Origin of the sequence: Actinospongiicola halichondriae, from assembly GCF_049103745.1 — a bacterium.
Lineage (GTDB): Bacteria > Actinomycetota > Acidimicrobiia > Acidimicrobiales > Salinilacustritrichaceae > Salinilacustrithrix > Salinilacustrithrix halichondriae.
Genome location: NZ_CP171622.1, coordinates 3,352,168 through 3,377,605 on the forward strand (window position 1 = coordinate 3,352,168; position 25,438 = coordinate 3,377,605).

The 25,438-nt window shown below is 69.4% G+C and carries 25 protein-coding genes and 1 pseudogene; 6 read left to right on the forward strand and 20 right to left on the reverse strand.

What is annotated here, in order from left to right; all coding sequences use genetic code 11:
* Nucleotide 1 precedes the first annotated feature (1 nt).
* The 6 genes from AB8619_RS16565 to AB8619_RS16590 are packed head-to-tail and all read right to left on the reverse strand — an operon-like array spanning nucleotide 2 to nucleotide 4,618.
* Nucleotides 2-1,177, reverse strand: coding sequence for a c-type cytochrome (locus tag AB8619_RS16565; protein WP_436793736.1), 1,176 nt, complete (start codon nucleotides 1,175-1,177; stop codon nucleotides 2-4).
* Nucleotides 1,178-1,207: 30 nt separating this feature from the next.
* A complete protein-coding gene (locus AB8619_RS16570; RefSeq protein ID WP_436793737.1) occupies nucleotides 1,208-2,083 on the reverse strand; it encodes a ubiquinol-cytochrome c reductase iron-sulfur subunit in 876 nt (291 codons plus the stop codon).
* A gap of 30 nt (nucleotides 2,084-2,113) precedes the next feature.
* On the reverse strand, nucleotides 2,114-2,914 hold the full coding sequence (locus AB8619_RS16575) for a menaquinol-cytochrome c reductase cytochrome b subunit (protein WP_436793738.1): 801 nt from the start codon (nucleotides 2,912-2,914) through the stop codon (nucleotides 2,114-2,116).
* Between the two features lie 20 nt (nucleotides 2,915-2,934).
* Entirely contained in the window at nucleotides 2,935-3,696 is a 762-nt protein-coding gene (extP, locus tag AB8619_RS16580; protein ID WP_436796400.1) for a selenite/tellurite reduction operon b-type cytochrome ExtP, read from the reverse strand.
* A gap of 54 nt (nucleotides 3,697-3,750) precedes the next feature.
* On the reverse strand, nucleotides 3,751-4,167 hold the full coding sequence (locus AB8619_RS16585) for a 4Fe-4S binding protein (RefSeq protein WP_436793739.1): 417 nt from the start codon (nucleotides 4,165-4,167) through the stop codon (nucleotides 3,751-3,753).
* Between the two features lies 1 nt (nucleotide 4,168).
* Nucleotides 4,169-4,618, reverse strand: coding sequence for a hypothetical protein (locus tag AB8619_RS16590; RefSeq protein WP_436793740.1), 450 nt, complete (start codon nucleotides 4,616-4,618; stop codon nucleotides 4,169-4,171).
* Between the two features lie 211 nt (nucleotides 4,619-4,829).
* Here AB8619_RS16590 and AB8619_RS16595 point away from each other — a divergent pair, with 211 nt between their 5' ends.
* A complete protein-coding gene (locus AB8619_RS16595; protein WP_436793741.1) occupies nucleotides 4,830-5,609 on the forward strand; it encodes a c-type cytochrome in 780 nt (259 codons plus the stop codon).
* Nucleotides 5,610-5,692: 83 nt separating this feature from the next.
* On the opposite strand, the gene AB8619_RS16600 is transcribed toward AB8619_RS16595, so the two are convergent.
* The 4 genes from AB8619_RS16600 to gnd are packed head-to-tail and all read right to left on the reverse strand — an operon-like array spanning nucleotide 5,693 to nucleotide 9,755.
* Nucleotides 5,693-6,664 (reverse strand): prolipoprotein diacylglyceryl transferase, encoded by a 972-nt coding sequence (locus AB8619_RS16600; RefSeq protein WP_436793742.1) that lies wholly within the window; start codon nucleotides 6,662-6,664, stop codon nucleotides 5,693-5,695.
* Nucleotides 6,665-6,712: 48 nt separating this feature from the next.
* Nucleotides 6,713-7,402 carry a phosphotransferase gene (locus AB8619_RS16605; RefSeq protein WP_436793743.1) on the reverse strand — a complete coding sequence of 230 codons (690 nt, stop codon included), beginning with the start codon at nucleotides 7,400-7,402 and terminating at the stop codon, nucleotides 6,713-6,715.
* A 38-nt stretch (nucleotides 7,403-7,440) separates the two neighbouring features.
* Nucleotides 7,441-8,826: a glucose-6-phosphate dehydrogenase gene (gene zwf / locus AB8619_RS16610; protein WP_436793744.1), complete on the reverse strand. Its 1,386-nt coding sequence runs from the start codon at nucleotides 8,824-8,826 to the stop codon at nucleotides 7,441-7,443.
* Nucleotides 8,823-9,755, reverse strand: a complete 933-nt coding sequence (gene gnd, locus AB8619_RS16615; RefSeq protein ID WP_436793745.1) for a phosphogluconate dehydrogenase (NAD(+)-dependent, decarboxylating) — start codon at nucleotides 9,753-9,755, stop codon at nucleotides 8,823-8,825. Before gnd ends, zwf begins: the two co-directional genes overlap by 4 nt.
* Nucleotides 9,756-9,840: 85 nt before the next feature.
* Here gnd and AB8619_RS16620 point away from each other — a divergent pair, with 85 nt between their 5' ends.
* Nucleotides 9,841-10,359 (forward strand): CarD family transcriptional regulator, encoded by a 519-nt coding sequence (locus AB8619_RS16620; RefSeq protein WP_436793746.1) that lies wholly within the window; start codon nucleotides 9,841-9,843, stop codon nucleotides 10,357-10,359.
* A 31-nt stretch (nucleotides 10,360-10,390) separates the two neighbouring features.
* Here AB8619_RS16620 and AB8619_RS16625 read toward each other — a convergent pair whose 3' ends face one another.
* From AB8619_RS16625 to AB8619_RS16655, 7 genes and pseudogenes are all read right to left on the reverse strand, one after another.
* Nucleotides 10,391-11,917, reverse strand: coding sequence for a lysyl oxidase family protein (locus AB8619_RS16625; RefSeq protein WP_436793747.1), 1,527 nt, complete (start codon nucleotides 11,915-11,917; stop codon nucleotides 10,391-10,393).
* Nucleotides 11,918-12,135: 218 nt separating this feature from the next.
* Nucleotides 12,136-13,398 carry a Calx-beta domain-containing protein gene (locus AB8619_RS16630; RefSeq protein WP_436793748.1) on the reverse strand — a complete coding sequence of 421 codons (1,263 nt, stop codon included), beginning with the start codon at nucleotides 13,396-13,398 and terminating at the stop codon, nucleotides 12,136-12,138.
* Nucleotides 13,399-13,463: 65 nt separating this feature from the next.
* Nucleotides 13,464-14,723: a glutamate-1-semialdehyde 2,1-aminomutase gene (locus tag AB8619_RS16635; RefSeq protein WP_436793749.1), complete on the reverse strand. Its 1,260-nt coding sequence runs from the start codon at nucleotides 14,721-14,723 to the stop codon at nucleotides 13,464-13,466.
* A gap of 12 nt (nucleotides 14,724-14,735) precedes the next feature.
* Nucleotides 14,736-15,716, reverse strand: coding sequence for a porphobilinogen synthase (gene hemB / locus AB8619_RS16640; protein ID WP_436793750.1), 981 nt, complete (start codon nucleotides 15,714-15,716; stop codon nucleotides 14,736-14,738).
* Between the two features lie 11 nt (nucleotides 15,717-15,727).
* On the reverse strand, nucleotides 15,728-16,399 hold the full coding sequence (locus AB8619_RS16645; protein ID WP_436793751.1) for an HAD family hydrolase: 672 nt from the start codon (nucleotides 16,397-16,399) through the stop codon (nucleotides 15,728-15,730).
* Between the two features lie 74 nt (nucleotides 16,400-16,473).
* On the reverse strand, nucleotides 16,474-17,454 hold the full coding sequence (locus tag AB8619_RS16650; protein ID WP_436793752.1) for a uroporphyrinogen-III synthase: 981 nt from the start codon (nucleotides 17,452-17,454) through the stop codon (nucleotides 16,474-16,476).
* Nucleotides 17,429-17,875: pseudogene (locus AB8619_RS16655) on the reverse strand (uroporphyrinogen-III C-methyltransferase); the annotation flags it as partial. The gene AB8619_RS16650 and the pseudogene AB8619_RS16655, both read right to left, overlap by 26 nt.
* 112 nt (nucleotides 17,876-17,987) lie before the next feature.
* On the opposite strand from AB8619_RS16655, the gene AB8619_RS16660 reads away from it, so the two are divergent.
* The 4 genes from AB8619_RS16660 to AB8619_RS16675 all read left to right on the forward strand — a co-directional run bounded on the left by AB8619_RS16660 (nucleotide 17,988) and on the right by AB8619_RS16675 (nucleotide 22,543).
* Nucleotides 17,988-19,190, forward strand: a complete 1,203-nt coding sequence (locus AB8619_RS16660) for a CaiB/BaiF CoA transferase family protein (protein WP_436793753.1) — start codon at nucleotides 17,988-17,990, stop codon at nucleotides 19,188-19,190.
* Between the two features lie 44 nt (nucleotides 19,191-19,234).
* Nucleotides 19,235-20,635 carry an OB-fold domain-containing protein gene (locus AB8619_RS16665; protein WP_436793754.1) on the forward strand — a complete coding sequence of 467 codons (1,401 nt, stop codon included), beginning with the start codon at nucleotides 19,235-19,237 and terminating at the stop codon, nucleotides 20,633-20,635.
* A complete protein-coding gene (locus AB8619_RS16670; protein ID WP_436793755.1) occupies nucleotides 20,628-21,818 on the forward strand; it encodes an acetyl-CoA acetyltransferase in 1,191 nt (396 codons plus the stop codon). Before AB8619_RS16665 ends, AB8619_RS16670 begins: the two co-directional genes overlap by 8 nt.
* Before the next feature lie 62 nt (nucleotides 21,819-21,880).
* Nucleotides 21,881-22,543 carry a hypothetical protein gene (locus AB8619_RS16675; protein ID WP_436793756.1) on the forward strand — a complete coding sequence of 221 codons (663 nt, stop codon included), beginning with the start codon at nucleotides 21,881-21,883 and terminating at the stop codon, nucleotides 22,541-22,543.
* Between the two features lie 99 nt (nucleotides 22,544-22,642).
* Here the strand turns inward: AB8619_RS16675 and hemC are convergent, their stop codons facing one another.
* From hemC to AB8619_RS16690, 3 genes are read right to left on the reverse strand one after another with little or no spacing between them, the layout of a single operon-like run.
* Nucleotides 22,643-23,539, reverse strand: coding sequence for a hydroxymethylbilane synthase (gene hemC / locus AB8619_RS16680; RefSeq protein WP_436793757.1), 897 nt, complete (start codon nucleotides 23,537-23,539; stop codon nucleotides 22,643-22,645).
* Nucleotides 23,536-24,813, reverse strand: a complete 1,278-nt coding sequence (gene hemA / locus AB8619_RS16685) for a glutamyl-tRNA reductase (protein WP_436793758.1) — start codon at nucleotides 24,811-24,813, stop codon at nucleotides 23,536-23,538. The genes hemC and hemA overlap by 4 nt, the downstream gene beginning before the upstream one ends.
* Nucleotides 24,789-25,424: a precorrin-2 dehydrogenase/sirohydrochlorin ferrochelatase family protein gene (locus tag AB8619_RS16690; protein ID WP_436793759.1), complete on the reverse strand. Its 636-nt coding sequence runs from the start codon at nucleotides 25,422-25,424 to the stop codon at nucleotides 24,789-24,791. Before AB8619_RS16690 ends, hemA begins: the two co-directional genes overlap by 25 nt.
* Nucleotides 25,425-25,438 lie beyond the last annotated feature (14 nt).

The following is a 25,438-nucleotide window of genomic DNA, read 5'->3' on the forward strand; positions in this document are numbered from 1 at the left end:
ATCAGCTGTCTTCCTCGTTCGCGCCGTCAGTGTCCGAGTAGTCCAACGACTCGACGTATCGGGCGATCGACTGGATCATCTCTTCGGACAGCATGCCGCCGGCCGTGGGGTAGATGCCGTCGTCGACCTCGTCGGTGTTCGGGTTCACGCCGAAGCCCGGCATCATGCCGTCGCCGGAGAGTCCGTTGTTGCCGTAGGCGACGCCGCGCTCGGCCCCGTTGGTCAGGAACTCGACCAGGCTCTCGACCGCTGCGAACTGGCGGGGGATGATGCCCTCGAGGCGGGGGCCGTAGCCGCCGGCGCCGTCGGGGTAGTCGATGTAGTCGGCCACGTCGGCGCCCTCGGGCAGGATCTTGCCCTCGGCCCGGCTGATCGACCAGCCACGGGTGTGGCAGCGGCCGCAGGCATAGGCGCCACCGGCGAAGCCGCTGTCGCGGCCGAGGTTGAAGAGCGCCTCACCGGTCTCGAGCGACGAGTAGTCGATCTCGCCGGGGCTCGAGAGGTCGAGCGCTGCGACGAGTTCGCCCTCGACGCTGGTGATCGACTCCTCGGAGGTGATCTGGATCGACTCGAGGTAGTCGATGATGTTCTCGATCTCCTGCTCGGTCCGGGGACCGCCACCGGCCGCGCCCCATGCGGGCATCGGCGAGTAGGCACGGCCGTAGTCGAGGATGAACTTCACCTCTTCACGGTCGTACCGGAGCATGACGTTGTTGAGTGCGGGGGCCTTCCACTCGACCTGGGCGACGAACTCGCTGTTGTCGTCGAGGATGGTGAACGGGGCGACGCCACCGACACCCTCGGGGCCGTGGCAGGCGTTGCAGGCGGAGCCGGCGACGTACTGCTCTTCGCCTCGGGTGATGAACACCCGGTCGTACTCCTCGATCGCGCCTTCTTGGCGGCCGGGCTCGGCCAGCCAGTAAGCGGGGAGGCCGATGCCGACGATGGCCAGCGTGAGCAGGCCGAACGTGAGCGTGCGGTCGAGCTTGGTGGTCTCGAGCTCGTCGTCGTCGAGATAGGGCTTGAGGTTGGCGGCGAGTTCGATCTCGGAGCCGACCTCTTCGCGTCCGGCGCGGACGTTGAACGCCGCGTAGACGACGAAGCCAGCGACGAGCGTCAGCGCGATCACGAGGCCGACCGCTTGCACGGTGCTCGCGGCGATGAGGAGGGAGGACATCTCAGTCATGGTGTTGGTCTTCTGCTCCGGTCAGTGCGAGCTCTGGCCACCGCAGTGGGGGCCTTCGGCCTCTTGGCCGGTCGTGTTGGTGCCGATCGGCGGGCCGAGGATGACGGTTCCGGTGTCGACGGTGAGGACGCCACCGGAGACCTCCATGGCGAAGCGGTCGAGGCCACGAGGGGCGGGGCCGCCCTTCTTCTCGCCGACCTGGTTGTACTGCGATCCGTGGCACTGGCACTCGAACCACTGCGAGGTGGCGCACTCGGGGACACGGCAGCCCAGGTGCACGCACTTCTGGTAGAGCGCGATGACGCCGGCTTCCATGCCCGCCAGTTCGGCCGGGGAGTACACGGCGCGAGCCTTCTCGAGCGCTGCGCTCGGGTACTCGGTGATCCACATACGGCCCTCGGGCTTGTAGAGGAAGCCATTGTTGCCGCGGATCTCCGTGAGGATCTCGTCGACGTTGCCGACACGGATGGCGGAGCCGAAGCCCTCGCCGCCCTTGGGCCACAGGAAGGCGATGCAGGCGGCACCGAATCCGGAGAGTCCGACGATGAAGAAGCCGGTGATCGAGCGGTTGAGGAACTGACGACGGGTGGCGCCGAGCGTGTCGGGGTCCGGCGGGACCCATGCGGTCGGCGCAGCAGAACCGGCGGTGACCAGTTCCTTGCCGGCCTCGCGTCGGTCGAGCTTGGCGGCGAGTTCGAGTTCCTTGCCGGTGGCCGACGCCTTGCCTTCTTCTCGCGCCGAGAGGGTCGTCGTGCCCGCGTCGCGACTACGCGTCTCGCGGGACAGTGCGCCGATGGCCTTGGTCGTCTCGTTGCGGCGGGCTGCAGCGAGCAGCACCACGGCACCGAGGACGACGAAACCGACGACGGCGAGGGCGATGATGGTGGAGGTATCCATGGGCCTATCGAACCTTTCGATTCTTGTCGCTCACAGTTCGAAGAAGAGGCCGACGTTCCAGGGGAACACGAAGTTGAAGCCGGGGCCTCGGAAGAACGAGCCGATGATCACGAGAACCGCCCAGAACATCAAGAAGATGGTGAAGAGCGAGATCACGAACTTGCGATCGTTGGGCTTGTTGGAGGGATTGCGGTCGATGTAGGGCGCCAGGATCAGGGCGAACATGCCCATACCCGGGATGGTCACACCGGCGACCATGGGGTGGAACATCGTGAGGAGTTCCTGGAGACCCAGGAAGTACCACGGAGCCTTGGAGGGGTTCGGGGTGGCGTTGAAGTTGGCCAGCTCGAGGAGCGGCGCGTTCACGAAGATCGAGAAGATCAGCGTGAAGGCCGTGACGATGAGGGCCGCCACGAACTCGACGACCAGCAGGTGCGGCCAGACGTGCACCTTGTCGAGCGGGGTGGCTCGCACGTCCTGGATCGAGCCGGACTTGACGACGGTCAGGAGTCGCTGGGTGTGACCACCGGGCCCGGTCGGGACCGGGCCACCCGTGTCGGCCACGGCAGCAGCCGCAGCAGGTGCCGTCGCGACGGCCGTGCCGCCGCCACCGGACGGGGCGTCGCCACCGTCGGAGCCGCCACTCGCCGCGGCCTTGGCCGCCTTCGAGCGCTCGAGGAGGTGGGCGGGGATCTTCGAGGCCGCAGCTGCCTGTTCCGGCGTCTGCTCGTCGCCGCCACCGGCGTCGGACGCGCCGCCACCGGCTTCGGCTTCGGCCTTCTTGCGGGCCTCTTCGGCTCGCTTGCGAAGGTGTTCGGGGATCTCAGTCATGCGTCTTCGTCTCCCTCAGCCTACAGAGGCCCTGAGATGCCGCCGTCCTTGCGCACCCGCCAGAAGTGGATCGCCATGAAGATGACGATCACGAACGGGAGCATCAAGACGTGGAGCACGTACCAGCGCAACAACGTGTCGGAACCGATCTCGACGCCGCCCAGGAGGACGAAGCGGACCTGGTCACCGAACACCGGGGTGTAACCCATCATGTTCGTTCCCACGGTCACGGCCCAGAGTGCCAACTGGTCCCAGGGCAGCAGATAACCGGTGAACGACAGGAGGAGGGTGAGCGTCAGCAGGATCACGCCGATCACCCAGTTGAACTCACGGGGCGGCTTGTAGGCCCCGTGGTAGAAGACGCGGGCCATGTGCAGGAAGACCGACAGCACCATGAGGTGGGCCGCCCATCGGTGCATGTTGCGGACCAGGAGTCCGAACGTCACGCCGGTCTGGAGGTTGTAGATGTCGTCCCAGGCCTGCGCGGCGGTGGGACGGTAGAAGAACATCAAGAAGATGCCCGTCACCGTGAGCAGGATGAAGAGGAAGAAGGACAGTCCGCCGAGGCAGAGCGTGTAGCTCACCTTGACGGCGTGACGCTTCACCTTCACCGGATGCAGGTGGTAGAGCACCGAGTTCATCACCACGTAGGAACGGTTACGCGGCGAGTCGGTGTAGCCCTTGCGGAAGATGGACCCGGGCCGGAAGATCGAGTTCCACGCCTGGGAGGACTGCACGTTGTCGGGCAGGTCCTTCATCGTCTTGCCGATGCGTTCGCCCATCGACGGCTTGTCTTCAGTGGTGCTGGCCACGCAGGTACTCCTTGACCGTTCTTCTCAGCCCAACCGCATCCCATAGCCGTAGCCATGGGTCGGTGTGCGTTGATGGGGATCGCCGGCGGCGCCCGGGTCACCGAGCTTGCCGAGGATGATGACGCCCGTCGGGCACCGGTCGACGCACAGGGCGCACCGGGTGCAGACGTCGTCATCGATGGTGAAGATCACATGGTCGCTGGGATCGAGTCCCGGCTGTTCGGTCCCGATCGCCGACTCGATGGCGCCGGGCTGCACCATGTGGATGCACTTCCAGGGGCAGATGTCGACACAGCCCTCGCACATGATGCACTCGGACTGATCGATGTGGATGAACTGCTTCGGCTTGACCGCAGCAGCCAGCCACGACGCGTCGACCTCTTGGAGGACGTAGTCGCCGCGGAACTCGGGGAGCGGCGGATTGGCGTCGGTCTTGCCCATCTCAGCCCTTCCTCACGAGCGGACGGCCGTAGCTCGACGTCGGGACGACGGCGGCAGCGGCGTCGGCCTTCTTGGCCCGGTCGTTCCACCAGGCCCAGATCGCGATCAGACCGGCGAGGCCGACGACGTAGATCAGGACGGCGACGATGTCCTTGAGGTGCAGGTAGTTGATGGTGAGGGGCAGCCAGCCACCCTCGGCCTCGGGGCGCAGGATCTTGCCCGGGCCCCAGACGGTCTTCGACGAGCTCCAGTCCCAACCGGCCTCGGCGAGCGTCAGCCACTGGTGAGGGATGACCCCGTACCACCAGAAGAACATGAAGAACGCGAAGGCGGCGGCGGCCATGGCCTCGCCCCAGGTGAGGCGGGCATCGGGCGCACGGCGCTTGCCCACGGCCACGACCACGGCAATGCCGGCAATGCCGACGATCAGTGAGCTGAGAAGGGCAACCACGGCGATTCAGGACCTCGTGAAATCGATCACAATGTGCTGGGATGCGGATTCGGAGAGGACCGTATCCACGCCCGATGGTCTACCACCTGCCCCCGAGGCCGCACACATCGGCCGCCGGCGTCCCGCCGCGCGGACTCGACCGGTCCGTCGCTTGGCTGCGAGGGCGCCCCATTGCCTATTCTCTCGCCGTTCACCCCCGTGCCTGGGAGGCATGTTGACCGAGATCCCCGATCACCTCCTCGAGCGCTCCCGCGCGCGCCGTGCCGCCATGGGCGGCGGCGATGGCGGCGACGCTGTCGGCAGCGGTGGTGGCGACAGCGCCTCGTCGGCCGCGCCGGCCAAGGCCGCCGCGTCCGCCCCCGTGGCTGCCTCGATGCCCAGCCATCCGGCCCCGGTCGAGGAAGCACCTGCTCCCCCGCCCTCGCCGATGGTGCAGGCCTACAACAACCGCCGCAAGATCCCGTTCTGGGCGATGCCGGTCCTGGCCATCATCCCCGTGTGGGCCTACCTCTTCGTCGGCACGCTCGATCCGCCGCCCGAGGGCGACGGTCCCCTGGTCCTCGGCACGGAGCTCTACGGCGCCGGCTGCGCGAGCTGCCACGGTGGCGCCGGTGGCGGCGGCGTCGGCCCGGCGTTCACCAACGGTGCGATCTACGAGACCTGGCCCAGCTTCGAGGACCACTTCGAGTGGGTCCGTCTCGGCTCGAACGGCTGGCTCGCCGAGAAGGGCGACACCTACGGCGCCAACGCCAAGCCCGTGAACACCGGCATGCCCGGCTTCACGGCCGAGGCGCTCTCCGACGCCGACCTGATCTACATCATCCTCCACGAGCGCGAGGACCTGGGCGGGGAGAACCCCGATCCCGAGGACAAGGTCCGACTCGAGGTCGTGGCCGAGATGCTGTTCGAGAACCCGGACATGACCCTCGACGAGGCCATCGCCACCGCCGAGGAAGAGGGCCTGTTCGAGGTGGCCGCCGAGGCCAGCTGAACCGAACCGGTTCCCCGATCTGCGACGGCCCCGCTTCGGCGGGGCCGTTTCGCGTCCCGGCGCCGGTCACGGCGCCGCACGGTTCAGTCGTCGCTGCCCGTGTCGCTGCTGGCCGTGTCGCTGCTGGCTGTGTCGCTGCTGGCTGTGTCGCTGCTGGCGGGTTCGACCCCGGCCCGGGCCTGCACCGCAGCCTGCATCGCAGCGATCTCGGCCGGATACTCCGGTGCCGCGGCAGCGTCGTGGCGGACCTTGAGCAGGATCCAGAGGCCGACGGGGATCAGGGCCAGTCCCATGAACTGCGCCCCGGTCATCCCGAGGACGCGCTCGTCGTTGGTGCGCACGACGTCGGTTGCGAAGCGGCCGATGCCGTACCAGACGCAGAAGATCCCGATGAGGGTCCCGGGAGGGAGCACGCGACCGGCGCGGCGGGCCATGGCCAGGACCAGGGACAGGAGTCCGAACAGCACCACGAGGTGCAGGAACTCGTAGAGCGCGGTGTTGTGGAAGGTCATCCCCTCGACGAGGGGGACGTCGCCGATGAAGTCCTCCTGGGTGCTGCCACCTCGGTAGGTGGTGCCCAGGAAGAACTCGGTGCTGCGACCGAAGTGCTCGCCGACCGAGTAGCAGCCGATCCGGCCGATGGCCAGGCCGATCGTGAGGCCGTAGGCGTAGCCGTCGAGGATGCGCCAGCGCAGCTTCGGGCTCCAGGTCCGGAACGTCGGGAAGCCGAAGAGGATCGCGGCGATGAACCCGCCGGAGAACTGGATCCCGCCCTCCCACACGGCGATCACGTCGATGGGCGAGTCGATCTGGTCCAGGTGCGAGAACACCCACGTGACCCGCGAACCGATGAGGCCGGCCACGACCATCCGGGTCGCCAACCGGTAGGTCTCGTCGCGGGGGACGCCCCACTGCTCGACCTGGCGGGCGGCGATCCAGGCGCCGAGCAGCACCCCGACGGCAACCATCGTCCCGAACGTTCGAATCGTGAGGAACCCGACCGAGAAGTCGGGAAAGGTCTCATACGGGATGCCAGCGAACACGAGAGTCGACACGGCGTCATTCTGCTTGCTGCCCGAGGGGCCGGTGGTATCAGCGACGTGTCAGGTGGCGTCCCACAGCCGTCGGTGGAACGCGATGCGTTCGACGTCCGGTTCGATGCCGTAGGCGTCGAAGAACGGAACCCCCCAGCCCTCGCCGAAGTTCCAGTCGAGGCTCCAGGAGGCCACGGCGAGGTCGGCCCAGCGGTCGGCGACGCCCGCACTGCCGACGTCGACATGGCCCAGGTAGTGCCCGTCGTCGTCGACGAGCGTGTTGGGAGCGCAGGCGTCGCCGTGGCAGACCACCAGGCGGTCGACCGGGGGCACCGGCCCGAGGTCCGGGCTCCCGTGGCCGGCCAGCCGAGCCTCGACCGACCAGTCGAACGGGCACCCGGCGACGGGCACCTGGTCGTGGAAGTGGCGGAGCCCCGCTCCGATGGAGCGGACGACCCGCTCGGGGTCGTCGTGCCAACGGGCGTCGACGGCCGACATCGCCGGCAACGCTGCGGTGACGAGCCACTCGCCGTCGGCGTCGCTCCCCCGGTCGACGACCGCCGGCACCGGCGTGTGGGGTCCGAGCCAGCGCAGCCGATCGGCCTCGGCGTCCAGGTCGGTCGCTCCGGGCGGCTGCCACTTGACGTAGACCTCGGCCGGCTCGCCGATGCGGAACGTGATGCCACCGAGTTGGTTCTCCCACACGGCGTCGACCGGGCGCCCAGAGGCGATGACCTGCACCGCGGTCGGAACCGGCACCGACCCCTCGGGTGGGCCGGCCAGCCGCGGCCGGGAACTCACGACGGGTCGTGCCACCCGCCGACGTCGGACGCCAGGCGGTCGGCCGACGACGGACCCCACGTACCGGAGTGGTAGAGCTCGACCGGCGGGTGATCGGTCAACACGTCGTCGACGATGCGCCACTGCTGGTCGATCCCGTCCTCACGGGCGAAGCGCCGGGCGTCGCCGACCATGGCGTCCTCGAGGAGTCGCTGGTACGCCTCCCGCCGCTTGCCGCCGTCGTCGCTGAACGACATGTCGAGGTCGGCGCTCTCGGCCACGAGGTCGTCGCCCGCCTTCTTGACCTGGAGACCGAACGTCACCCCGGCGTCGCGGTTCAGTCGGAACAGGACGTGGTTGGGGTGCGGCGCCTGTGTCCCCTCGGGAGCGAACAGCAGTCGGGGCGGGGCGTTGAACTCGACGACCGCTTCGGTCTGGGTGACGGGGAGCCCCTTGCCGGTCCGGATGAGCCAGGGCACACCCGCCCACCGCCACGAGTCGATCTCGAACCGGGTGGCGACGAACGTCTCGGTGTCGCTGCCGGCCTGCACGCCGGGCTCGTCGACGTAGTCGCGGTACTGCCCCCGCACGATCTGGTCGCTGCCGAGGGTCTCGATCTGGCGGAACAGCTTCACCTTCTCGTCGCGCAGCGAACGGGCGTCGGCGCCGGCGGGAGGCTCCATGGCGAGGAACGAGACGATCTGGAGCAGGTGGTTCTGGACCACGTCCTTGAGCGCACCCACCGAGTCGTAGAACTTGCCGCGGCCCTCGACACCGAAGTCCTCGGCCATCGTGATCTGCACCGACTGGATGAAGTTGCGGTTCCAGACCGGCTCGAGGAGCGAGTTGGCGAACCGGAAGACGAGCAGGTTCTCGATCGCCTCCTTGCCGAGGAAGTGATCGATGCGGAACACCCGCTCTTCGGGGAACGCCTGATGGATCACGTCGTCGAGTTCGGTGGCCGACGCCCGGTCACGGCCGAAGGGCTTCTCGACCACGACCCGTCCGTTGTCGTGGAGGCCGACGCGCGCCAGGCCCTGGACCACGTCGTCGAAGAGCGACGGCGGGATCGCCAGGTAGAAGATCGGCGCGTCGACGCCGTCGAGGACCTCGGAGAGACGGTCGAAGGTGTCGGCCTCGCGGTAGTCGCCGGCGACGTAGCGCGAGCGGTCGCACAGCGAGGTGAGCGCCGCGTCGTCGACCTCGTCGACCCGCTCGGCCACTGACTCGCGGATGCGCTCGCGGAGTTCGTCGTCCGACCAGTCGGACGACGAGACGCCGACGACCGGGACGGCGTCGTCGAGCGAGCCGTCGACCACCATCTGGTAGAGCGCCGGGAACAGCTTCTTGCGGGCCAGGTCGCCGGTGGCGCCGAAGAGGACCACGGCGTCGTTGGCGGTCACGCCCGGTCCTCACCGTCGCGGTGGATCGTCTTCTTGGTCGGGTCGCCGTCGGCCAACACGACGGCATGGCCACCGAACTGCTCGCGCAGCGCGGCAACCGCCTTCATCGTGAGCGACTCGTCGTGCTGCGACTCGAACCGGGCGAAGAGCGCCGAGGCGATCGCGGGGACCGGCACCCCGGCATCGATCGCGGCCTCGACCGTCCAGCGCCCCTCGCCGGAGTCCTTGGCGACGTCGTCGAGGTCGGCGAACCCGGGGTGCGCGTCGAGCGCGCGGACGAAGAGATCGAGCAGCCACGACCGGATGACCGAACCCTCCTGCCACGAGCGCATGGTCGCCGGCAGGTCGATGTCGAGTTCGGTCCGGGCCATCAGCTCGTAGCCCTCGGCGAAGGCCTGCATCACCGCGTACTCGATGCCGTTGTGGACCATCTTCGTGAAGTGACCCGAGCCGACCGGGCCGACGTGGGCCAGGCCCTTGCCGTCGGGGTCGTCGGGCGAGAGCGTCTGCAGCGCCGGACGGATGCGAGCGACGTCGTCGTCGGTGCCCCCGACCATCAACGCGTAACCGTTCTCCAGGCCCCAGACGCCACCCGAGACGCCGGCGTCGACGAAACCGATGCCGGCTTCGGCGAACGCCGCACCGTGGCCGATCGACTCGGTCCAGCGGGTGTTGCCCCCGTTCACGACCAGGTCGCCGGCGGCGAGCACCGCGGTGAGCTGCACCATCGTCTCGTCCGTCGGCGCTCCCGCCGGGACCATGACCCAGACCGTGCGCGGAGGTTCGAGCCGATCGCACAGGGCTTCGAGGGTGGCGACGTCGGTGGCGTCGCTGAACGGGTCGTAGCCGACCACCTCGTGCCCACCGCCACGCAGCCGTTCGGCCATGTTGGCGCCCATCCGTCCGAGTCCGATCATTCCGAGCTGCACGGGACCACCCTACGGAGCCACGTTGGGAATCGGGATCGGGCCCGGCATGGTGGAAGGCGCACCAGTCTCGGGACAGGAGTCGCTCATGCCCACCGTCACCACGCCTTTCACCAAGGGCGATCCGGTCATCTACCCCCAGCACGGGGCCGGCACGATCGTCGACGTGGTCACCAAGACGGTCGGTGACGTCGAGCGCGACTACTTCGTGGTCGACCTCGAACTCCAGGACCTGCGGGTCTGGGTGCCCGTCGACGAGGCCGAGGAGATCGGCGTCCGCGAGCCCACGGCCAAGGACGAACTCGACGACCTCTTCGAGCTGCTGGCCGACCACGACGTGCGCATCCCGTCGAACTTCTCACGCCGCATGAAGAACAACCAGCGGCGCATGAACGACGGCGACGTCTGGCAGCTGGCCGAGGTCGTGCGCAACCTCGCCGTGCGACGCGATCGCAAACACCTGTCTCCGTCGGAGAAGACGCTCTATCTCCACGCTCGGGGGCTGCTCGTCGCCGAGCTCGCCCTGTCGATGGGTGTGTCGACCGAGAAGGCCGAGGCCGCCCTCGACGAGCGCCTGCCCGAGGTCATCGACGACGAGGACGAGTAGTCCCCGCCGCCGATGCCATGGTGTCCCCGGGTCAGCGCACCGACGCCGGCCCGTCACCGTCGTAGACGACCTTCTCCGGATCCCACGGGTCCATGCCGCGGCCACGCTCGATGATGTCGACCTTCCGACCCACGATCTTGATCAGCGCGTAGCTGGTGTTGTCGGTCTCGTCGGTCTCGAGGATCGCATCGGCCGCGTCGACGGTCGATCGGATCACGTAGAGGCCGTCGCCCTTCCCGTCGAACTCGACGTACTGCCCGGGACGCTGCCAGCGGTAGACGTCGCCCCAACCGCTGGTCAGGCCGAGGAGGCCGTCCTTCGGATCGAAGCAGTTGCCGGTGGGCGTGTCGCCTTCGCCGAAGTCACCGCGGATCGCCTGGTCGAAGGCGAACCAGTCACCGAAGAGCTGGTCGGCGGGGCAGAACCCCGACTTGGTGCCCGAGCCGAACTTCTCGAGTTCACCGGTCGTCGCGTCGACCACGTCGTAACCCTCGTAGGTGAGGATGTTCTCGTCGTGGAAGTGCGCGTGCGTGGTGTGGAAGATGTAGTTGCCCGCCTCCCGCAGCTCCTCGAAGTCGTCGGAGTAGTGGACCGTCTGGAAGATCGGTCCGCGTAGGTACGCGGGTTCGGCCGTGCCGTCGACCATGTCCTCGATGAACGTGAACCGCATGTCGAAGGGGCCGGGGCCGACGTTCATCGGGCCGCTGGTGAGCCGGAGACAGTCGACCGCTCCTGAGCCTCCGAGGGCGACGGGTGCGGCCTCGTCCTGCGTGCAGGAGTAGAGGTCGTGGCCGCCGACCGAGGCTGCGGGGTTCGCGACGTCGGGTGGGTACGACCCGTTCGGCGTGACCGGGGCGGCGAAGCCGAACTCATACGGCGGCACCACCTGCAGGTTCGGGAGCATCGCCACGCGACCTTCCGGCACCGGTGCCAGCTCGCGCTCGAGCTTGGCCCGCATCCGGAACGCCGCATCCTCGACCGTCTGGGGGATGACCCGGACCGAGTACGCCCCGGCCTCGGGCTCGTCGAGGAAGGCCTCGGCGTTGAACTGGCCCGCGTTCGAGGTCGAGGCGACGACGTCGCCGGCCGGGTCGAGGATCTCCACCACGAAGGTGTCCTCCCGACTCGGCGTGTCGATGGCGACTCGCAGGCGCGCACCGGCTTCGGAGACCTCGAGCGGGTACTCGAAGCACGGACCGGCGATGTCACAGAGGCTGGCGTCGACCACGGCCCCGCGCTCGACGAACGAGCCGTTCCAGAAGACGCCGTCCTCCGGATGGAGTCCGACCGGCGTCGGGTCGTCGGCCGACGAGCCGTCGGGCGCACCGGTGTCGTCGCTGACGCTTGGCCCGGTGACGACGGAGAGCGTCGGCAGGCCGGGACGCGACTCCTCGGTCGGCCCGGGCGGGATGTCGTCGGGTCCCAGTGGTGCGCCCTCGTCGGCGACACGCGCCGCGACCGCCTGCGTCGGCGTGGCTGCGGGATCGGCCGATGACCCCTCCCCGCCCGTGACTCGGAAGAAGAGCGCAGCCCCCAGCAGTGCCGGGAGTATCGCCAAGGCGATCAGACGATGTCGTCGCCGTCGGTGGTCAGGGGCCCCGGATGATTCGTTGTGTTCCATGGTGGACGGAGTTCTCCGCCCTGCGCCGCATGGCCTTGCACCGCAGCGTTGCCATCAGAACAACGTCAGATCACCGATGGCTGACCGAAAGATGAGTGACGACGGTCATGCCCTTCTGGCCACCCCCAATGTGGCCAGAAGGGCAGGAGACCGGATCAGCCGGTGAAGGTGGGGTTCGCCACCGTCGGCGTCGCCGCCGGGGTCTGACCGCTCGAGTCGACCGCACCGGAGTCGACCGGCGCCGCATCGCTCGCGGCGATGGTCGCCGTGCCGGGACCGGCGACGATGCCCCAGAGGGAGGTGTCGCCGGTGAGGGTGAACGTCTCGGCGGCTTCTTCGGCGTCGTCGTCGACCGTCGGGACCGTGAAGGTCGCGCTGGTCGCGCCCGGCTCGATGGTGACCGAGGCAGCGTTCGGCTCGAAGTCGTCGGGACCGGTGGCCGATCCGTCGCTCGTCGCCAGCGCGACGAACACCGGCTGGCTCGACGGACCGTCGATCGAGACGGTGAAGACCGCGTCGCCACCCTCGTCGACGGAGACGTCGCTGATCGTCACGATCGGCTGCGAGACCACCGCATCGAGCACGGCTTCCCAGTCGTCGTACTGGGGGTCGTCGCCCTCGGCGAACGCCGAGACCCGGCCGGCGTCGCTCTGGTCGCCAGCGTCGTCGGGGCGGACATCCTCGACCTCGCCGTCTTCTTCCTCGTCGAAGTCGGGGAACCAGTCGTAGCCGAGGAAGACGACCATGCCGTCACCGAAGGGCATCAGCGCGACGGCAGCGCCGTCGGCGTTGTTGTTGTCGACGTACGGGACCGTCGAGCCTTCGGGCAGGCTGGCGATCGACAGCGTCGTGGTGTCGTTGACGTAGAGCAGCGTCGCCGGGCCGTCGTGCAACTCGGTGTCGGTGTCGACCCGGTTGCAGCCCGCAGTCGCCGCCGCAGTCACGTCCACGTCGTCGTCCTCAGGCTCGTCGCACGCATCCCCGTCATCGCTCGTCGACACGGAGAAGCCGAAGAGGCCGTTGATCTCGGCGTCGGGCTCGCTGGAGCCGAAGAACACGATCCGGCCGCCACCGTCCACGAAGTCGGCGATGACCGCCTCGGCGTCGTCATCGAGATCGGCGATCAAGGCGCCGTCGTCACCGCCCTCGAGCTCGGGGATGACCAGGACGTTCTGGCCGTCGAGTGCTGCGGTGATCTCGGCGGCCGTGATGCCGTCGAAGGTCGTGACGTTGTGGCCGCCGGCCTCGAGGTCGGCGATGACGAGCGCCGTCTCCTGGTCGGAGTCCCCGTAGTCGTCGTTGTCGAACACCGCGATGTTCGAGTCACCGCCCGGGGCACTGCCTGCCGGACCTGCCAACGCCAGTGGCGCCAGCAACACCGCCATCGCTGCCAGTGCGCGCATCATCTTCTTGTTCATCTTCGACTCCCGCCGGGTCTCGCCATTGTTCGGACAGGAGACCGTACCCCGCCGACGGGGCGGTGTCAGCCCCTGCTGACGAGCGCGGCCTCGACGGCCGCCGCGCCGATGGCGTCGACGACGTCGTCGGTGTGGGCGAGGCCGGGGAACAACACCTCGTAGGCGCCTGGTGCCATGGCGACGCCACGGTCGAGCATGGCGTGGAAGAAGCGCCCGAAGAACGCCTCGTCGGTCGACTTCGCCTCGTCGTAGGTGTGCGCTTCCTCGGCGCCGAGGTGGACACCGACGAGGCTCGACACCTGCGGGATCACGGCCGCGACGCCGGCGTCGGCGAAGGCCTTCTCGAGATGACCCGCGAGCCGAGCGGCGCTCGCTCGGAGCTGCACGTAGGCAGCGTCGTCGAGGAGGTCGAGGGCGGCGAGACCGGCAGCGGTGGCGAGCGGGTTGCCCGAGAGGGTGCCGGCCTGGAACACCGGGCCGTCGGGCGCCATCGAGTCCATGATCTCGGTCCGGCCGCCGTAGGCGCCGATGTTCAGCCCGCCACCGATGACCTTGCCGAAGCACGTGATGTCGGCGTCGATCCCGAACAACTCCTGGGCGCCGCCCTTCGCCACGCGGAAACCGGTGATGACCTCGTCGAAGATCAAGAGCGCGCCGACGCGGTCACACTCGTCGCGCAGTCCCTGGAGGAAGCCGTCGACCGGGGCGACCAGGCCCATGTTGGCGGCGACCGGCTCGACGATCACCGCGGCCACCGTGTCGTCGAGCGTCGGGACCTGGTTGTAGGGAACGACTCGGGTGTCGGCCACGGTCGCCGCCGTGACGCCGACCGAGTCGGGGAGGCCGAACACCGCGAGGGCGGACCCCGACTGGGCGAGCAGTGCATCGCCGTGGCCGTGATAGTTGCCGGCGAACTTCACCAGGGTCGTGCGCCCGGTGTGGCCGCGGGCCAGTCGGATGGCCGACATCGTCGCCTCGGTGCCCGACGACACCAGACGGACCTTCTCGACCGACGCGACCCGACGGCAGATCTCCTCGGCGATGCGGACCTCGCCCTCGGTGGTCGCGCCGTAGCTGGTGCCACGGGTGGCGGCATCTTGCACGGCAGCGACGATTGCCGGGTGGGCGTGGCCGGCGATGACGGCGCCGTAGCTCTGCACCAGGTCGAGGTACTCGTTGCCCTCGACGTCCCAGAGACGTGCGCCCTCGGCGCGCTGCACGAAGTACGGGGTCCCTCCGACGGCGTTCCACGCCCGGATGGGTGAGTTGACCCCGCCCGGGATGTGGGCGATGGCGCGCTGGTGGAGTTGCTCGTTCGTGGTCACTGCGTTCCTTCTCTACTGCGCGGCTTCGGCGATGGATCGGGCGGCGTAGGTGAGGATGAGGTCGGCGCCGGCCCGCTTGATCGACAGCAGGTGTTCCGCCATCACGGCGTCACCGTCGATCCACCCACGCTCGGCGGCCGCGTGGACCATCGCGTACTCACCGGACACGTGATAGGCGGCGATCGGGACGTCGACGGTGGCCCGGGCCTCGGCGATGACGTCCAGATACGCGAGCGCCGGCTTGACCATCACGATGTCGGCGCCCTCGTCGAGGTCGGCCTGGATCTCGGCCATGGCCTCGCGCGCGTTGGCCGGGTCCTGCTGGTAGCCCTTGCGGTCGCCCCCGTCGGCGATCGTGACGTCGACCGCGTCGCGGAACGGGCCGTAGAGGGCGCTCGCGAACTTGGCCGCGTAGGCGAGGATCGGGATCTCGACGTGTCCGTCGGCGTCGAGGGCGTCGCGGATCGCGGCGACCTGGCCGTCCATCATCCCGCTGGGCGCGGTGATGTCGGCGCCGGCACGAGCCTGCGCGACGGCGGCCGCGGCGTAGAGGTCGAGGGTGGCGTCGTTGTCGACCGTGCCGTCGTCGCGGACGATGCCGCAGTGACCGTGGTCGGTGTACTCGTCGACGCACAGATCGGCGATCAGGACCACGTCGTCGCCGACGTCGTCTCGCAGTTCGCGCAGCGCGACCTGGACGATGCCGTCGGGGTCGCTGGCGCCGCTGCCGATGGCGTCCTTGGTCTCGGGCACGCCGAAGAGGATCACGCTCGGCACGCCGAGGTCTCGGAGCTCGCGGACTTCCTGCTTGAGGCTGTCGATCGTGTGCTGGACGACGCCAGGGAGGCTGTCGATCGGCTGCGGCGTGTCGATGCCCTCCCGCACGAACAGCGGGGCGATCAGGTCGTCGACCCCGAGTCGGGTCTCGGACACCATCCGGCGCAGGGCCGGGGTGCGGCGGAGTCGTCGGAGTCGTCTCGCGGGGAAGCTCACGACCGGCCAGCCTACGAGGGGAGCAACGCGACGAGGTCGGCGAGGGTGACCTCGGCCAGCGAGGGCACGACGAGGTCGGCATGGCCGAAGGGCAGGTGGGCGGTCATGCCCGCAGGCACCCCCACGGTCGTGCAGCCGGCGGCGTTGGCTGCCGTGACCCCGGGCTCGGAGTCCTCGAGGACCACACAGTCACGGGGGTCGACCTCGAGTCGCTCTGCCGCGAGCAGGAAGAGGTCGGGGTGTGGCTTGGTGCGCGCGTGCCCGACGTCGTCTCGGGTGGCTCGCACAGGGAACAGGTGGTCGATGCCGAGGCGGGTGAGGTGGCCGAGCACCCAGTCCAACGGGCTCGACGAGGCGACAGCGACCCCGACGCCGGAGTCGCGGGCCTCGGTCGCCAACTCGACCACGCCCGGCCGGATCGCTTCCTTCGAGATCCGCGCATGGTGGCGGGCCCGACGGGTCTCCAGCACCTCCTCCGGGTTCGTCAGCGGTCGACCGAGCGCGGTCTCGAGCATCTGGGTCCAGTGCGGGTGGTCCGCGGTCCCGATGATCGACACCCACTCGTCACGCGACAGTTCGAGGCCGTGATCGGCGAACGACTCGGCGACGGTCAGGTACTCCGACGTCTCGGTGTCGAGGACGAGTCCGTCGAAGTCGAACAACAGGCCGGCGAGTCTTCCCACCGCGACAGTCTCCCCGACCCGTCCCCCACGACCCGAACCCCGTTCTCGACGTCACAGCCGTCGGGGGCCGACGGTCAGGACGTCGAGATCGAGGTGGTGAGGGCGGTGAGCAGGCCGTCGATGGTGTGGACGTCGGCCTCGACGTCGACGGTGAGGCCGTGCTCGCGTGCCGTCGCCGCCGTGATCGGACCGATGCAGGCCACGACGGGCGGCACGGTGTCGCACACGGCGAGGAAGTTCCGCACGGTCGACGACGACGTGAAGGTGACGATGTCGGCTGCGGCAGCGCGGGCGAGGTCGTCGTCGGACGGCCGGCCCTGGACGGTGCGGTACGCCTCGACGACGTCGACGTCCCATCCCCGATCGCGCAGGCCTTCGGGGAGCACGTCGCGTGCCTCGGCGGCACGAGGGAGCAGCACTCGTCCGGGTCCGTCGGCGAACACCTCGAGCAGGCCCTCGGCCACGAAGCGCTCGGGAACGAGATCGGCGACGACGTTGCCCTCGGCGAGCGCCTCGGCCGTCCCCGGCCCGATGGCAGCGACCTTCGCCGCGCCGAAGGCCCGAGCGTCTCGGCACTCGGCGAGGAGGCGGCGGGCGCCGTTGGGCGACGTGACGACGACCCAGTCGTAGGTCGCGAGATCGGCGACTGCAGCACGCAATGCTGCGCCCCCGTCCGCCGGCTCGTCGATCCGGATGGCCGGGATCTCGACCGTGTCGGCGCCGAGCTCGCGCAGGCTGGCCAACAGCGACGACGACTGCGCCCGTGCCCTGGTCACGACCACGGTCTTGCCGAACAACGGACGATTCTCGAACCACGACAGGTCGAGTCCGGCGACTGCGCCGACGACGATCGTGGCCGGCGGCTCGAGGTCCTGGTCCGGGAGCGTCGCCAGTGTGGCGCGCACGGTGCGCTGTTCGGGGCGGGTGCCCCAGATGACGGCGGCGGCGGGCGTCTCGGGGTCGCGGCCGGCGGCGATGAGGCGCGGCGCAGATCCTGTCGATGCGGCCGACGCCCATGAGGATGATGATCGTGCCGCCGACGCGGGCCACCGCATCCCAGTCGACCGAACCCTCGACACCGATCGACGGGTCCTCGTGGCCGGTGACGACGGTGAAGCTCGTCGATGAGAAGCGCTGCGTGACCGGGATACCGGCATAGGCCGGGACGGCGATGGCCGAGGTCACGCCGGGCACGAACTCGAAGGCGATGCCGGCGTCGCGCAGCGCCATCGCCTCCTCGCCGCCACGTGCGAACACGGTGGGGTCGCCGCCCTTGAGCCGCACGACGGTCTCGCCCGTCGCACCCCGCTCGACCAGCAGCGCGGTGATCTCGTCCTGCGTGTACCGCGCCTGGCCCGGCGCCTTGCCCACGTCGATCCGCTCCGCCGTCGCGGGAGCGAGGTCCAGGAGTTCCGCTGCGGACAACCGGTCGTGGACGACCACGTCGGCCCGGCCGAGCACCTCGGCACCGCGCATGGTCAACAGCCCGGGGTCGCCGGGGCCCGCGCCCACGAGGAAGACAGTCACACGGGCGACTTTACGGCGGCGCACCGCAGCCCGAGACCTGACGGTGTGTCAGATTGGCTCCATGCAGGCACCCCTCGACGGCATCCGGATCCTCGCGGTCGAACAGATGCAGGCGCTCCCGTACGCGACACAGCTCCTCGCTCGCCTCGGTGCCGACGTCGTGAAGGTCGAGCACCCGACCCGGGGCGACCTCGGCCGTGGTTCGCAGCCGTCGATGACCGACGAGTCCGGCGCATCGGTCGGCGCCACCTACCTGCGCAACAACCTGGCCAAGCGGTCGATCGGCCTCGACCTCGGGCACCCCGACGCCAAGCAGGTCTTCCTCGACCTCGTCCCCCACTTCGACGTCGTGGCCGAGAACTTCAAGCCCGGTGGGATGGCCAAGTTCGGCCTGTCGTACGACGACATCGTCGACGTCCACCCGGGTGTCGTCTACGTGTCGGTGTCCGGGTTCGGGAACACGGTCGAGTCGCCGTACGGACACTGGCCCGCGTTCGCCCCCATCGCCGAGGCGATGTCGGGGATGTACGCGTTCAACCGCCCCGCCGACGAACCGGTCAAGGTCTCCCCGGTCGGGGCGTTGGGCGACACCGGGAGCGGGCTCTTCGCCGCCATCGGGCTGTTGTCGGCGCTCCGCAAGAAGGACCGGACCGGCGAGGGGTCCTACGTCGACATCTCGATGTTCGACTGCATGGTGGCCTTCGCCGACATCGTCCCCAACTACTTCTCGATGGGCCGCGATCCGCGGGACGTGCCGCCGCTGATCAACCACGGCTTCGCCATCGCCTCGGGCGAGGTCGTCATCCAGGTCGGGCGGCCGCACCAGTTCGCCAAGCTCGTCGAGACCATCGGCCACCCCGAGTGGGCCGACGACGATCGCTTCGCGACCGCACAGGGCTGGGTCGACAACCTCGACGTCTTACGGGAGGCGCTTGGCACCTGGGCCGGCGACCGGTCGACCATCGCCGTGGCCGAGGTGCTCGCCGCCGCAGGCATCGCCGCGGCGCCGATCTTCGAGGCCGCCGACCTCGTCGACGACCCCCACGTCCGCGCCCGCCACATGCTGACCGAGATCCCCCGCACCGACGGCGTCGACCGACCGGTCCTGACGCCGGGCAACCCCGTCAAGATCTCGGACCACGACGACGCGACCGCTTCGCCGCCGCCGATGCTGGGCCAGCACACCGACGAGATCCTCGGCGGCGAACTCGGCCTGTCAGCCGAACGGCTGGCCGAACTCCGCGCCGCCGACGCCATCGGCTGAGAAGCGTTTCTGACACCGCGTCAGAGATCTGAGACAATCGGACCATGACACGCGGCATCCGCTCGATCGGCGCGCACATCCCGCACCGACGCCTCGACCGTGGCGAGATCACGGCCACGTTCGGCAAGGGCGGGGGCAAGGGCACCCGGGCCGTGGCGTCGTTCGACGAGGACACGACGACCATGGCCGTCGAGGCCTGTCGCGCCGGTGGCGTGGCCGACGGCGGCCCGTCGCTGATGGCGCTGTGGTTCGCCACGACCGACCCGGCCTACGTCGACAAGACCAACGCCAGCGCCATCCACGCCGCCCTCGGCATCCGCCGTCCGTGCCCGGCGCTCGACTTCGGCGGTGGACTCCGCTCGGGGATCGGTGCGTTGAACGCCGCGCTGCGGGCCACCGGCGACATCGTGGTCGCCGCCGCCGACCGGCGCAGCGGCCTGCCCACCAGCGCCGACGAATCGACCGGGGGCGACGCTGGCGGCGCGGTCCGTGTCGGCGAGTCCGACGACGGTCCGCTGCTCGCCAGGTTCGTGGTCGACGCCTCGGCCACCGACGAGATCCTCGACCGCTGGCGCACCCCCGGCGACGACCGCTCCCGAGCCTGGGAAGAGCGCTTCGCCGAGTCGACCTACGTCGACCTCGCCGTCGGCACCTTCGGTCGGGCGCTCGAACGAGCCGACCTCAGCGTCGACGACATCGACGTCCTCATCGTCACCGGGATGCACACCAGGGCGATCGGACGTGCGACCAAGAAGCTGGGCGTCGAGACGGTGGCCGACAACCTCGACGCAACCGTCGGCAACGCTGGCGTCGCCCAACCGTTCGTCACGCTGGCGTCGGTGCTCGAGACGGCCACACCCGGCCAGACCATCGCCATGGTCCATCTGGCCGACGGCTGCGACGTCGTGATCCTCGAGACCACCGAACACGTCGCCACCTGGTCGCCCCGCCGATCGGTCGCCACGCAGATCGATGCCGGCGCCCCCATCAGCTACGGCCAGTTCCTCGCCTGGCGTGGTCAGGTCGAGGTCGAGCCGCCCAACCGTCCCGGACCCGCTCGGGTCTCGGCGTCGGCCGCCCAACGTCGCCAGGACTGGAAATTTCGCTTCACCGGCAGCCGCGACCGCAGCACCGGCATGCTCCACCTCCCGCCTGCCCGGGTCTCCGAGAAGGGCGGCAGCGTCGACGACATGGACGACGTCGTCATGGCCGACGTGCCCGGGACCATCGCGGCCATCACCGTCGATCGCCTCGCCTACTCACCCAGCCCGCCTGTGGTCTTCGCCGTCATCGACTTCGACGGTGGCGGTCGAGCCCCACTCGAAATGACCGACGTCGACGCCGGTTCGGTCGACGTGGGCGACCGGGTGGAACCCACGTTCCGTCGGCTCTCGACCGCCGACGGCATCCACAACTACTTCTGGAAGGTCCGGCCCCATGGGTAGTCACGGCATCACCGATCAGGTCGCCATCATCGGCGCCGGGTGCATCCCCTTCGGCGAACGATGGGACGACAGCCTCGACGACATGATCGTCGACGCCGCCCAGCAGACCTACGCGTCGGCTGGCGTGGCCCAGGACGACGTCGACGCGTTCTGGTTCGGCACCGCGCAGTCGGGCATGTCGGGCATCACGATGGCAGGACCGCTCAAGATCCACGGCAAGCCCGTGACCCGGGTCGAGAACTTCTGCGCCACCGGCTCCGAGGCGATGCGCCAGGCGGCGTATGCCGTGGCGTCGGGTGCCTACGACGTGGTGATGGCCCTCGGCGCCGAGAAGGTGAAGGACTCCGGTTACGCCGGCCTCAACGCCTACCCGATCCCCACCGACGGCACGAACCGCACGCTCACCGCCGCTGCCATGTTCTCGATGCTGATGCCCGCCTACGCCGAGCGCTACGGGATCAGCAAGGACGACGTCCGGTATGCGTGTGCGCAGATCGCGTCGAAGAACCACGCCAACGGGGTCAAGAATCCCCTGGCCCAATTCCGCCGCGAGATGTCGGCCGACAAGATCTGCGGCATGCCCGCAGTGGCGGGCGGGCTGAGCGTGTTCGACTGCGCCGGCGTCGCCGACGGTGCCGCCGCCGTGATCCTGTGCCGGGCCGAGGACGCGCACCGCTACACCGACAAGCCGCTGTTCATCAAGGCGCTGTCGTTCGTCGCCGGCACCGGTGCCGGCTCGCTCGACCCTGACTACGACTACACGACGTTGCCCGAGTGCCAGTGGGCCGCCGATGACGCCTACGCCCAGGCCGGGGTCACCGACCCGATGTCGCAGCTCGCTCTGGCCTCGGTCCACGACTGCTTCACACCAACCGAGCTCGTCCTCATGGAGGACCTCCGGTTCGTCGAGCGCGGCACGGCGTGGAAGGCGGTCATGGACGGCACGTTCGACCTCGACGGGGCGCTGCCGGTGAACACCGACGGCGGACTCAAGGCCTTCGGCCACCCGGTCGGCGCCTCCGGGCTGCGCATGGTCTACGAACAGTGGCTCCAGCTGCGGGGCGAGGCCGGCGACCGCCAGATCGACCTCCAGGGACGCACCCTGGGCCTGACCCACAACCTCGGTGGCTACCCCGGCGAGATGGTCAGCTTCGTCGGCATCTACGGCAACGAACCCACCTGACCCCGAAAATCTCGTCGCTCGCTCACACGTGCTGTGAGCCAGCAACGGTATTTTCATCTGCTGTGGAGGAGATCACCGACCCGGTCGACGGGACCCGCTGGACCATCGACGTCGACTTCCTCGCGTCCAACTGGCGCTGCAAGTGGGGCGACGGCTGTCTCGGCATCCTCGACGAACCGGCCGAGGAGCTGATGCAGGGGTGCTGCTCCGTGGGCGCCGAGATGCTCGACGAGGACGAGGCCATGCTCACCGCAGCGCTCGCCCCGACCCTCGACCCCGCCAGGTTCCAGTTCCACGCCGAGGCCGCCGACGGCGGCGTGTTCTCCGACGGCACCCGGACCAACACCCGCGTGGTGGCCGATGCCGAGGGTCACGGCGCCTGCATCTTCCTCAACCGGCCCGGGTTCTCCGGCGGCGCCGGATGCGCACTCCACCTCGCGGCCGTCGAGGCCGACGAGGCCCCGATGGACTGGAAGCCCGAGGTCTGCTGGCAGCTCCCGCTCCGCATCGACCGTTCGACCGACGAGGACGGCGACACGGCCTCACTGCGTCGTTGGTCCCGGGCCGACTGGGGTTCCGACGGGGCGACCATGCACTGGTGCTGCACCGAAGGCGAGGTGGCCTACGACGGCGACCAGCGCGTCATCGACTCCCTCTCCGACGAGATCGAAGCGCTCGTCGGCCCCGACGTCGCCGTCGAGATCCGCCGCCGCCTCACCCCCTGACCCGCAACCCCAGAACCCACTTCTCGTTCTGGGTGCGCGATCGGGATCCGTGGAGTACCGATCGCGCACCCAGAAGCGAAGGGTTCTGTCTCTGGGGGGTCAGTGGAGGAGGTCGGTGACGGGGAGTTTGTCGATCGCCAGGGGGCCGACGGCCGACGGGTCGGTCGAGCGGACGACGCAGCGGGCGACGCGGCTGGCGTCCATCGACGCGACCACGGCGCGCAGGGCGATCATCCCGTCGTCTTCGAGGGTGGCGTGCGCACCCGCCGGTAGGTCGCAGTCGCCGCCGAGGGCCACGAGGAACGAGCGTTCGGCGTCGACCTCGCGCCGGCTCGGGGCGTGTTCGATCGCGGCCACGACCTCGGCCGTGTCGGCGTCGTCGGCGCGGCACTCGATGGCCAGTGCGCCCTGGCCGACCTGCGGGGTCATCACGTAGGTCGGGAGCCAGTCGCTGATGCGGCGCTCCATGTCCTGGCGGAGGAGGCCGGCGCCGGCGGCGATGATCGCGGTGATCTGTCCCCCGACGGCCGGCATGCCGACCTGCGCGACCCGGCGCTGCACGTTGCCGCGCAACTCGACGAACCGCAGGTCGGGCCGCAGGTCCTGGAGCTGGGTACGACGGCGGTTCGAACCGGTGGCGACGATCGACCCCACCGGCAGGTCGACGAGCGCACACCCGACGAGGACGTCGCGTGCATCGCCCCGTTCGGGGATCGCGCCGAGCGTGAGACCGGGCACGGTCGTCGACGGCAGGTCCTTGGCCGAGTGCACGGCGAAGTCGGCGCGCCCGTCGAGCACGGCCTGCTGCACCTCCTTGGCGAAGGCGCCCTTGCCGCCGATGTCGGAGATCGGCTTGGTGAGGTCGGTGTCGGGCGCCGACGTCATCGGCACCAGCTCGACCTCGAGGCCCGGGTGTGCGGCCTCGAGCAGCGCCTTGACGTGCTCGGTCTGCCACAAGGCCAGCGGCGACTGCCGCGTGGCCGCTCGCAACTTCATCCGGCGTCGATGTCGAACAGTTCGCGCAGGGCCTGGATGAGTCGATCGCCCTTCGCCGTTCCGGCGGCGTCGCGGAGGGCGACGGTCGGCTGGTGGAGCATCTTGGCGACGAGGCTCTTGCTGTGGGCGTCGAATGCCGCCAGCTGTGCTTCGTCCATCCCCGACTGACCGGCCTTGTCGAGCTCGGCGAGACGGGCCTTCTCGGCGGCGTTGCGCAACGCGACGATGACCGGCGCGACGGTGCGGGCCGAGGTCGCCGACCGGAAGCGGTCGAGTTCTTCGTCGAGGAGCGCACGGACCGCTTCGACCTCGCGGCGCCGATCGGCGAGGCCGGCGTCGGCGAACGCCGTGAGATCGTCCATGTCGAGCACGGTCACGCCGGGCAGGTCGGCCACCGACGGATCGATGTCGCGGGGCACGGCGATGTCGACGAGCAGGAGCGGTCGGCCGTCGCGGCGTTCGACCACCGACGCGACCTCGGCGCGGGTGAGCAGGACCGAGGCGGCGCCGGTCGAGGTCAGCAACACATCGGCGTCGACGAGTTCGTCGGGGACGGCGGCGAAGCGGGCCGAGCGGGCGTCGAGCTGCTTGGCCACCATCTTGGCCCGGTCGAACGTCCGGTTGGCGATGACGAGATCGGCGACGTCGGCGTCGGCGAGCGAGGCCGCCATCGACGAGCCCATGTCGCCGACACCCAGCACCATGGCCCGAGCACCACGCAGGCCTTCGCGGCCGTGAGCGGTGAGGTGTTCGGCGGCGAGCGCGACGGCGGCGTAGGAGACCGAGGCGGTGCCCTGGCCGATGCCGGTCTCGTTGCGGACCCGCTTGCCGGCCTCGAGGGCGTGGCGGAAGAGCAGGTTGAGCGTCGGCCCGACGGCATCGGCTTCGCGGCAGGTCTCCCAGGCCGTCTTCACCTGGCCCTGGATCTCGTGTTCGCCGAGAACCGCGGAGTCGAGTCCGGAGACGACCTCGAAGAGGTGGGCGGCGGCGGCCGAGTCGTGATGGACGTAGAGGTGGTCGCTGAAGTCCTCGGGGTCGAGGAAGGCGACCTCACCCAGCACGGCGCGGATGTCGGCGTAGCCACCGTGGAACTTCTCGGCGACGGCGTAGACCTCGGTCCGGTTGCAGGTCGACAGGACGACCGCCTCGGACAGGTGCTCCCGCGTCATCAGCCCGTGCAACGTCTTGGCCACGGCATCGGGGCCGACGGTCATCGCCTCGCGGACCGCGAGCGGTGCGGTCCGGTGGTTCAGGCCGATGACGACGACAGGCATGTTCTCAGCAGATCCAGTGCTTCAGCGGTGCGGTTGCTTCGCAGCAGGTCGAGCATCCCGGAATCGAGTGCTTCCTGCCATGGCAGTCCTTCTGTGGAACGCCCATCGGCCTTGATTCGTTCCCTCTCAGCCGAGAGGATCTCCAACAGCGCATCGTATTCGGGTCCGAACTCGGCTTCGAATCGACGACGCAGCCAGGTTGCCAGAGCGGGGCTGTGACCGCCGGTCGCGATGGTCAACAGGATCGGTCCGCGCCGCACCCGGGCCGGCAACGTGAACGTGCAGTTGGCGGGGTCATCGGCCGAGTTGACCCACACACCGGCGGCGTCGGCGTCGACGAAGACCTGGTGGTTCACCGCACGATCGTCGGTCGCGGTCACCACCAGTCGGTGCTCGGCCGCCTCCGGAGATGCGTAGGGGCGCTCCTCGATGGTGACCGGCATGTCCCGGATCTCGGGCGCGATCCGTGGCGCCACGACCGTCACCGTGTCGGCGCCACCGACGAGGAGACCCCCGATCTTGTTGGCGGCCACCGCACCTGCGCCCACGACCAGGACCGACCGGCCACGCAACACCAGGTTCACCGGGTACTGCGGACCATCGACGGGCATGGCGGCCAGGCTAG

Coding starts and splice junctions, on each gene's coding strand:
- AB8619_RS16565 (WP_436793736.1), bottom strand. CDS start 1,177: ATGTCCTCCCTCCTCATCGCCGCGAGCACCGTGCAAGCGGTCGGCCTC.
- AB8619_RS16570 (WP_436793737.1), bottom strand. CDS start 2,083: ATGGATACCTCCACCATCATCGCCCTCGCCGTCGTCGGTTTCGTCGTC.
- AB8619_RS16575 (WP_436793738.1), bottom strand. CDS start 2,914: ATGACTGAGATCCCCGAACACCTTCGCAAGCGAGCCGAAGAGGCCCGC.
- extP (WP_436796400.1), bottom strand. CDS start 3,696: ATGGGCGAACGCATCGGCAAGACGATGAAGGACCTGCCCGACAACGTG.
- AB8619_RS16585 (WP_436793739.1), bottom strand. CDS start 4,167: ATGGGCAAGACCGACGCCAATCCGCCGCTCCCCGAGTTCCGCGGCGAC.
- AB8619_RS16595 (WP_436793741.1), top strand. CDS start 4,830: ATGTTGACCGAGATCCCCGATCACCTCCTCGAGCGCTCCCGCGCGCGC.
- AB8619_RS16620 (WP_436793746.1), top strand. CDS start 9,841: ATGCCCACCGTCACCACGCCTTTCACCAAGGGCGATCCGGTCATCTAC.
- AB8619_RS16630 (WP_436793748.1), bottom strand. CDS start 13,398: ATGAACAAGAAGATGATGCGCGCACTGGCAGCGATGGCGGTGTTGCTG.
- AB8619_RS16650 (WP_436793752.1), bottom strand. CDS start 17,454: ATGCGGTGGCCCGCGTCGGCGGCACGATCATCATCCTCATGGGCGTCG.
- AB8619_RS16660 (WP_436793753.1), top strand. CDS start 17,988: ATGCAGGCACCCCTCGACGGCATCCGGATCCTCGCGGTCGAACAGATG.
- AB8619_RS16665 (WP_436793754.1), top strand. CDS start 19,235: ATGACACGCGGCATCCGCTCGATCGGCGCGCACATCCCGCACCGACGC.
- AB8619_RS16670 (WP_436793755.1), top strand. CDS start 20,628: ATGGGTAGTCACGGCATCACCGATCAGGTCGCCATCATCGGCGCCGGG.
- hemC (WP_436793757.1), bottom strand. CDS start 23,539: ATGAAGTTGCGAGCGGCCACGCGGCAGTCGCCGCTGGCCTTGTGGCAG.
- hemA (WP_436793758.1), bottom strand. CDS start 24,813: ATGCCTGTCGTCGTCATCGGCCTGAACCACCGGACCGCACCGCTCGCG.
- AB8619_RS16690 (WP_436793759.1), bottom strand. CDS start 25,424: ATGCCCGTCGATGGTCCGCAGTACCCGGTGAACCTGGTGTTGCGTGGC.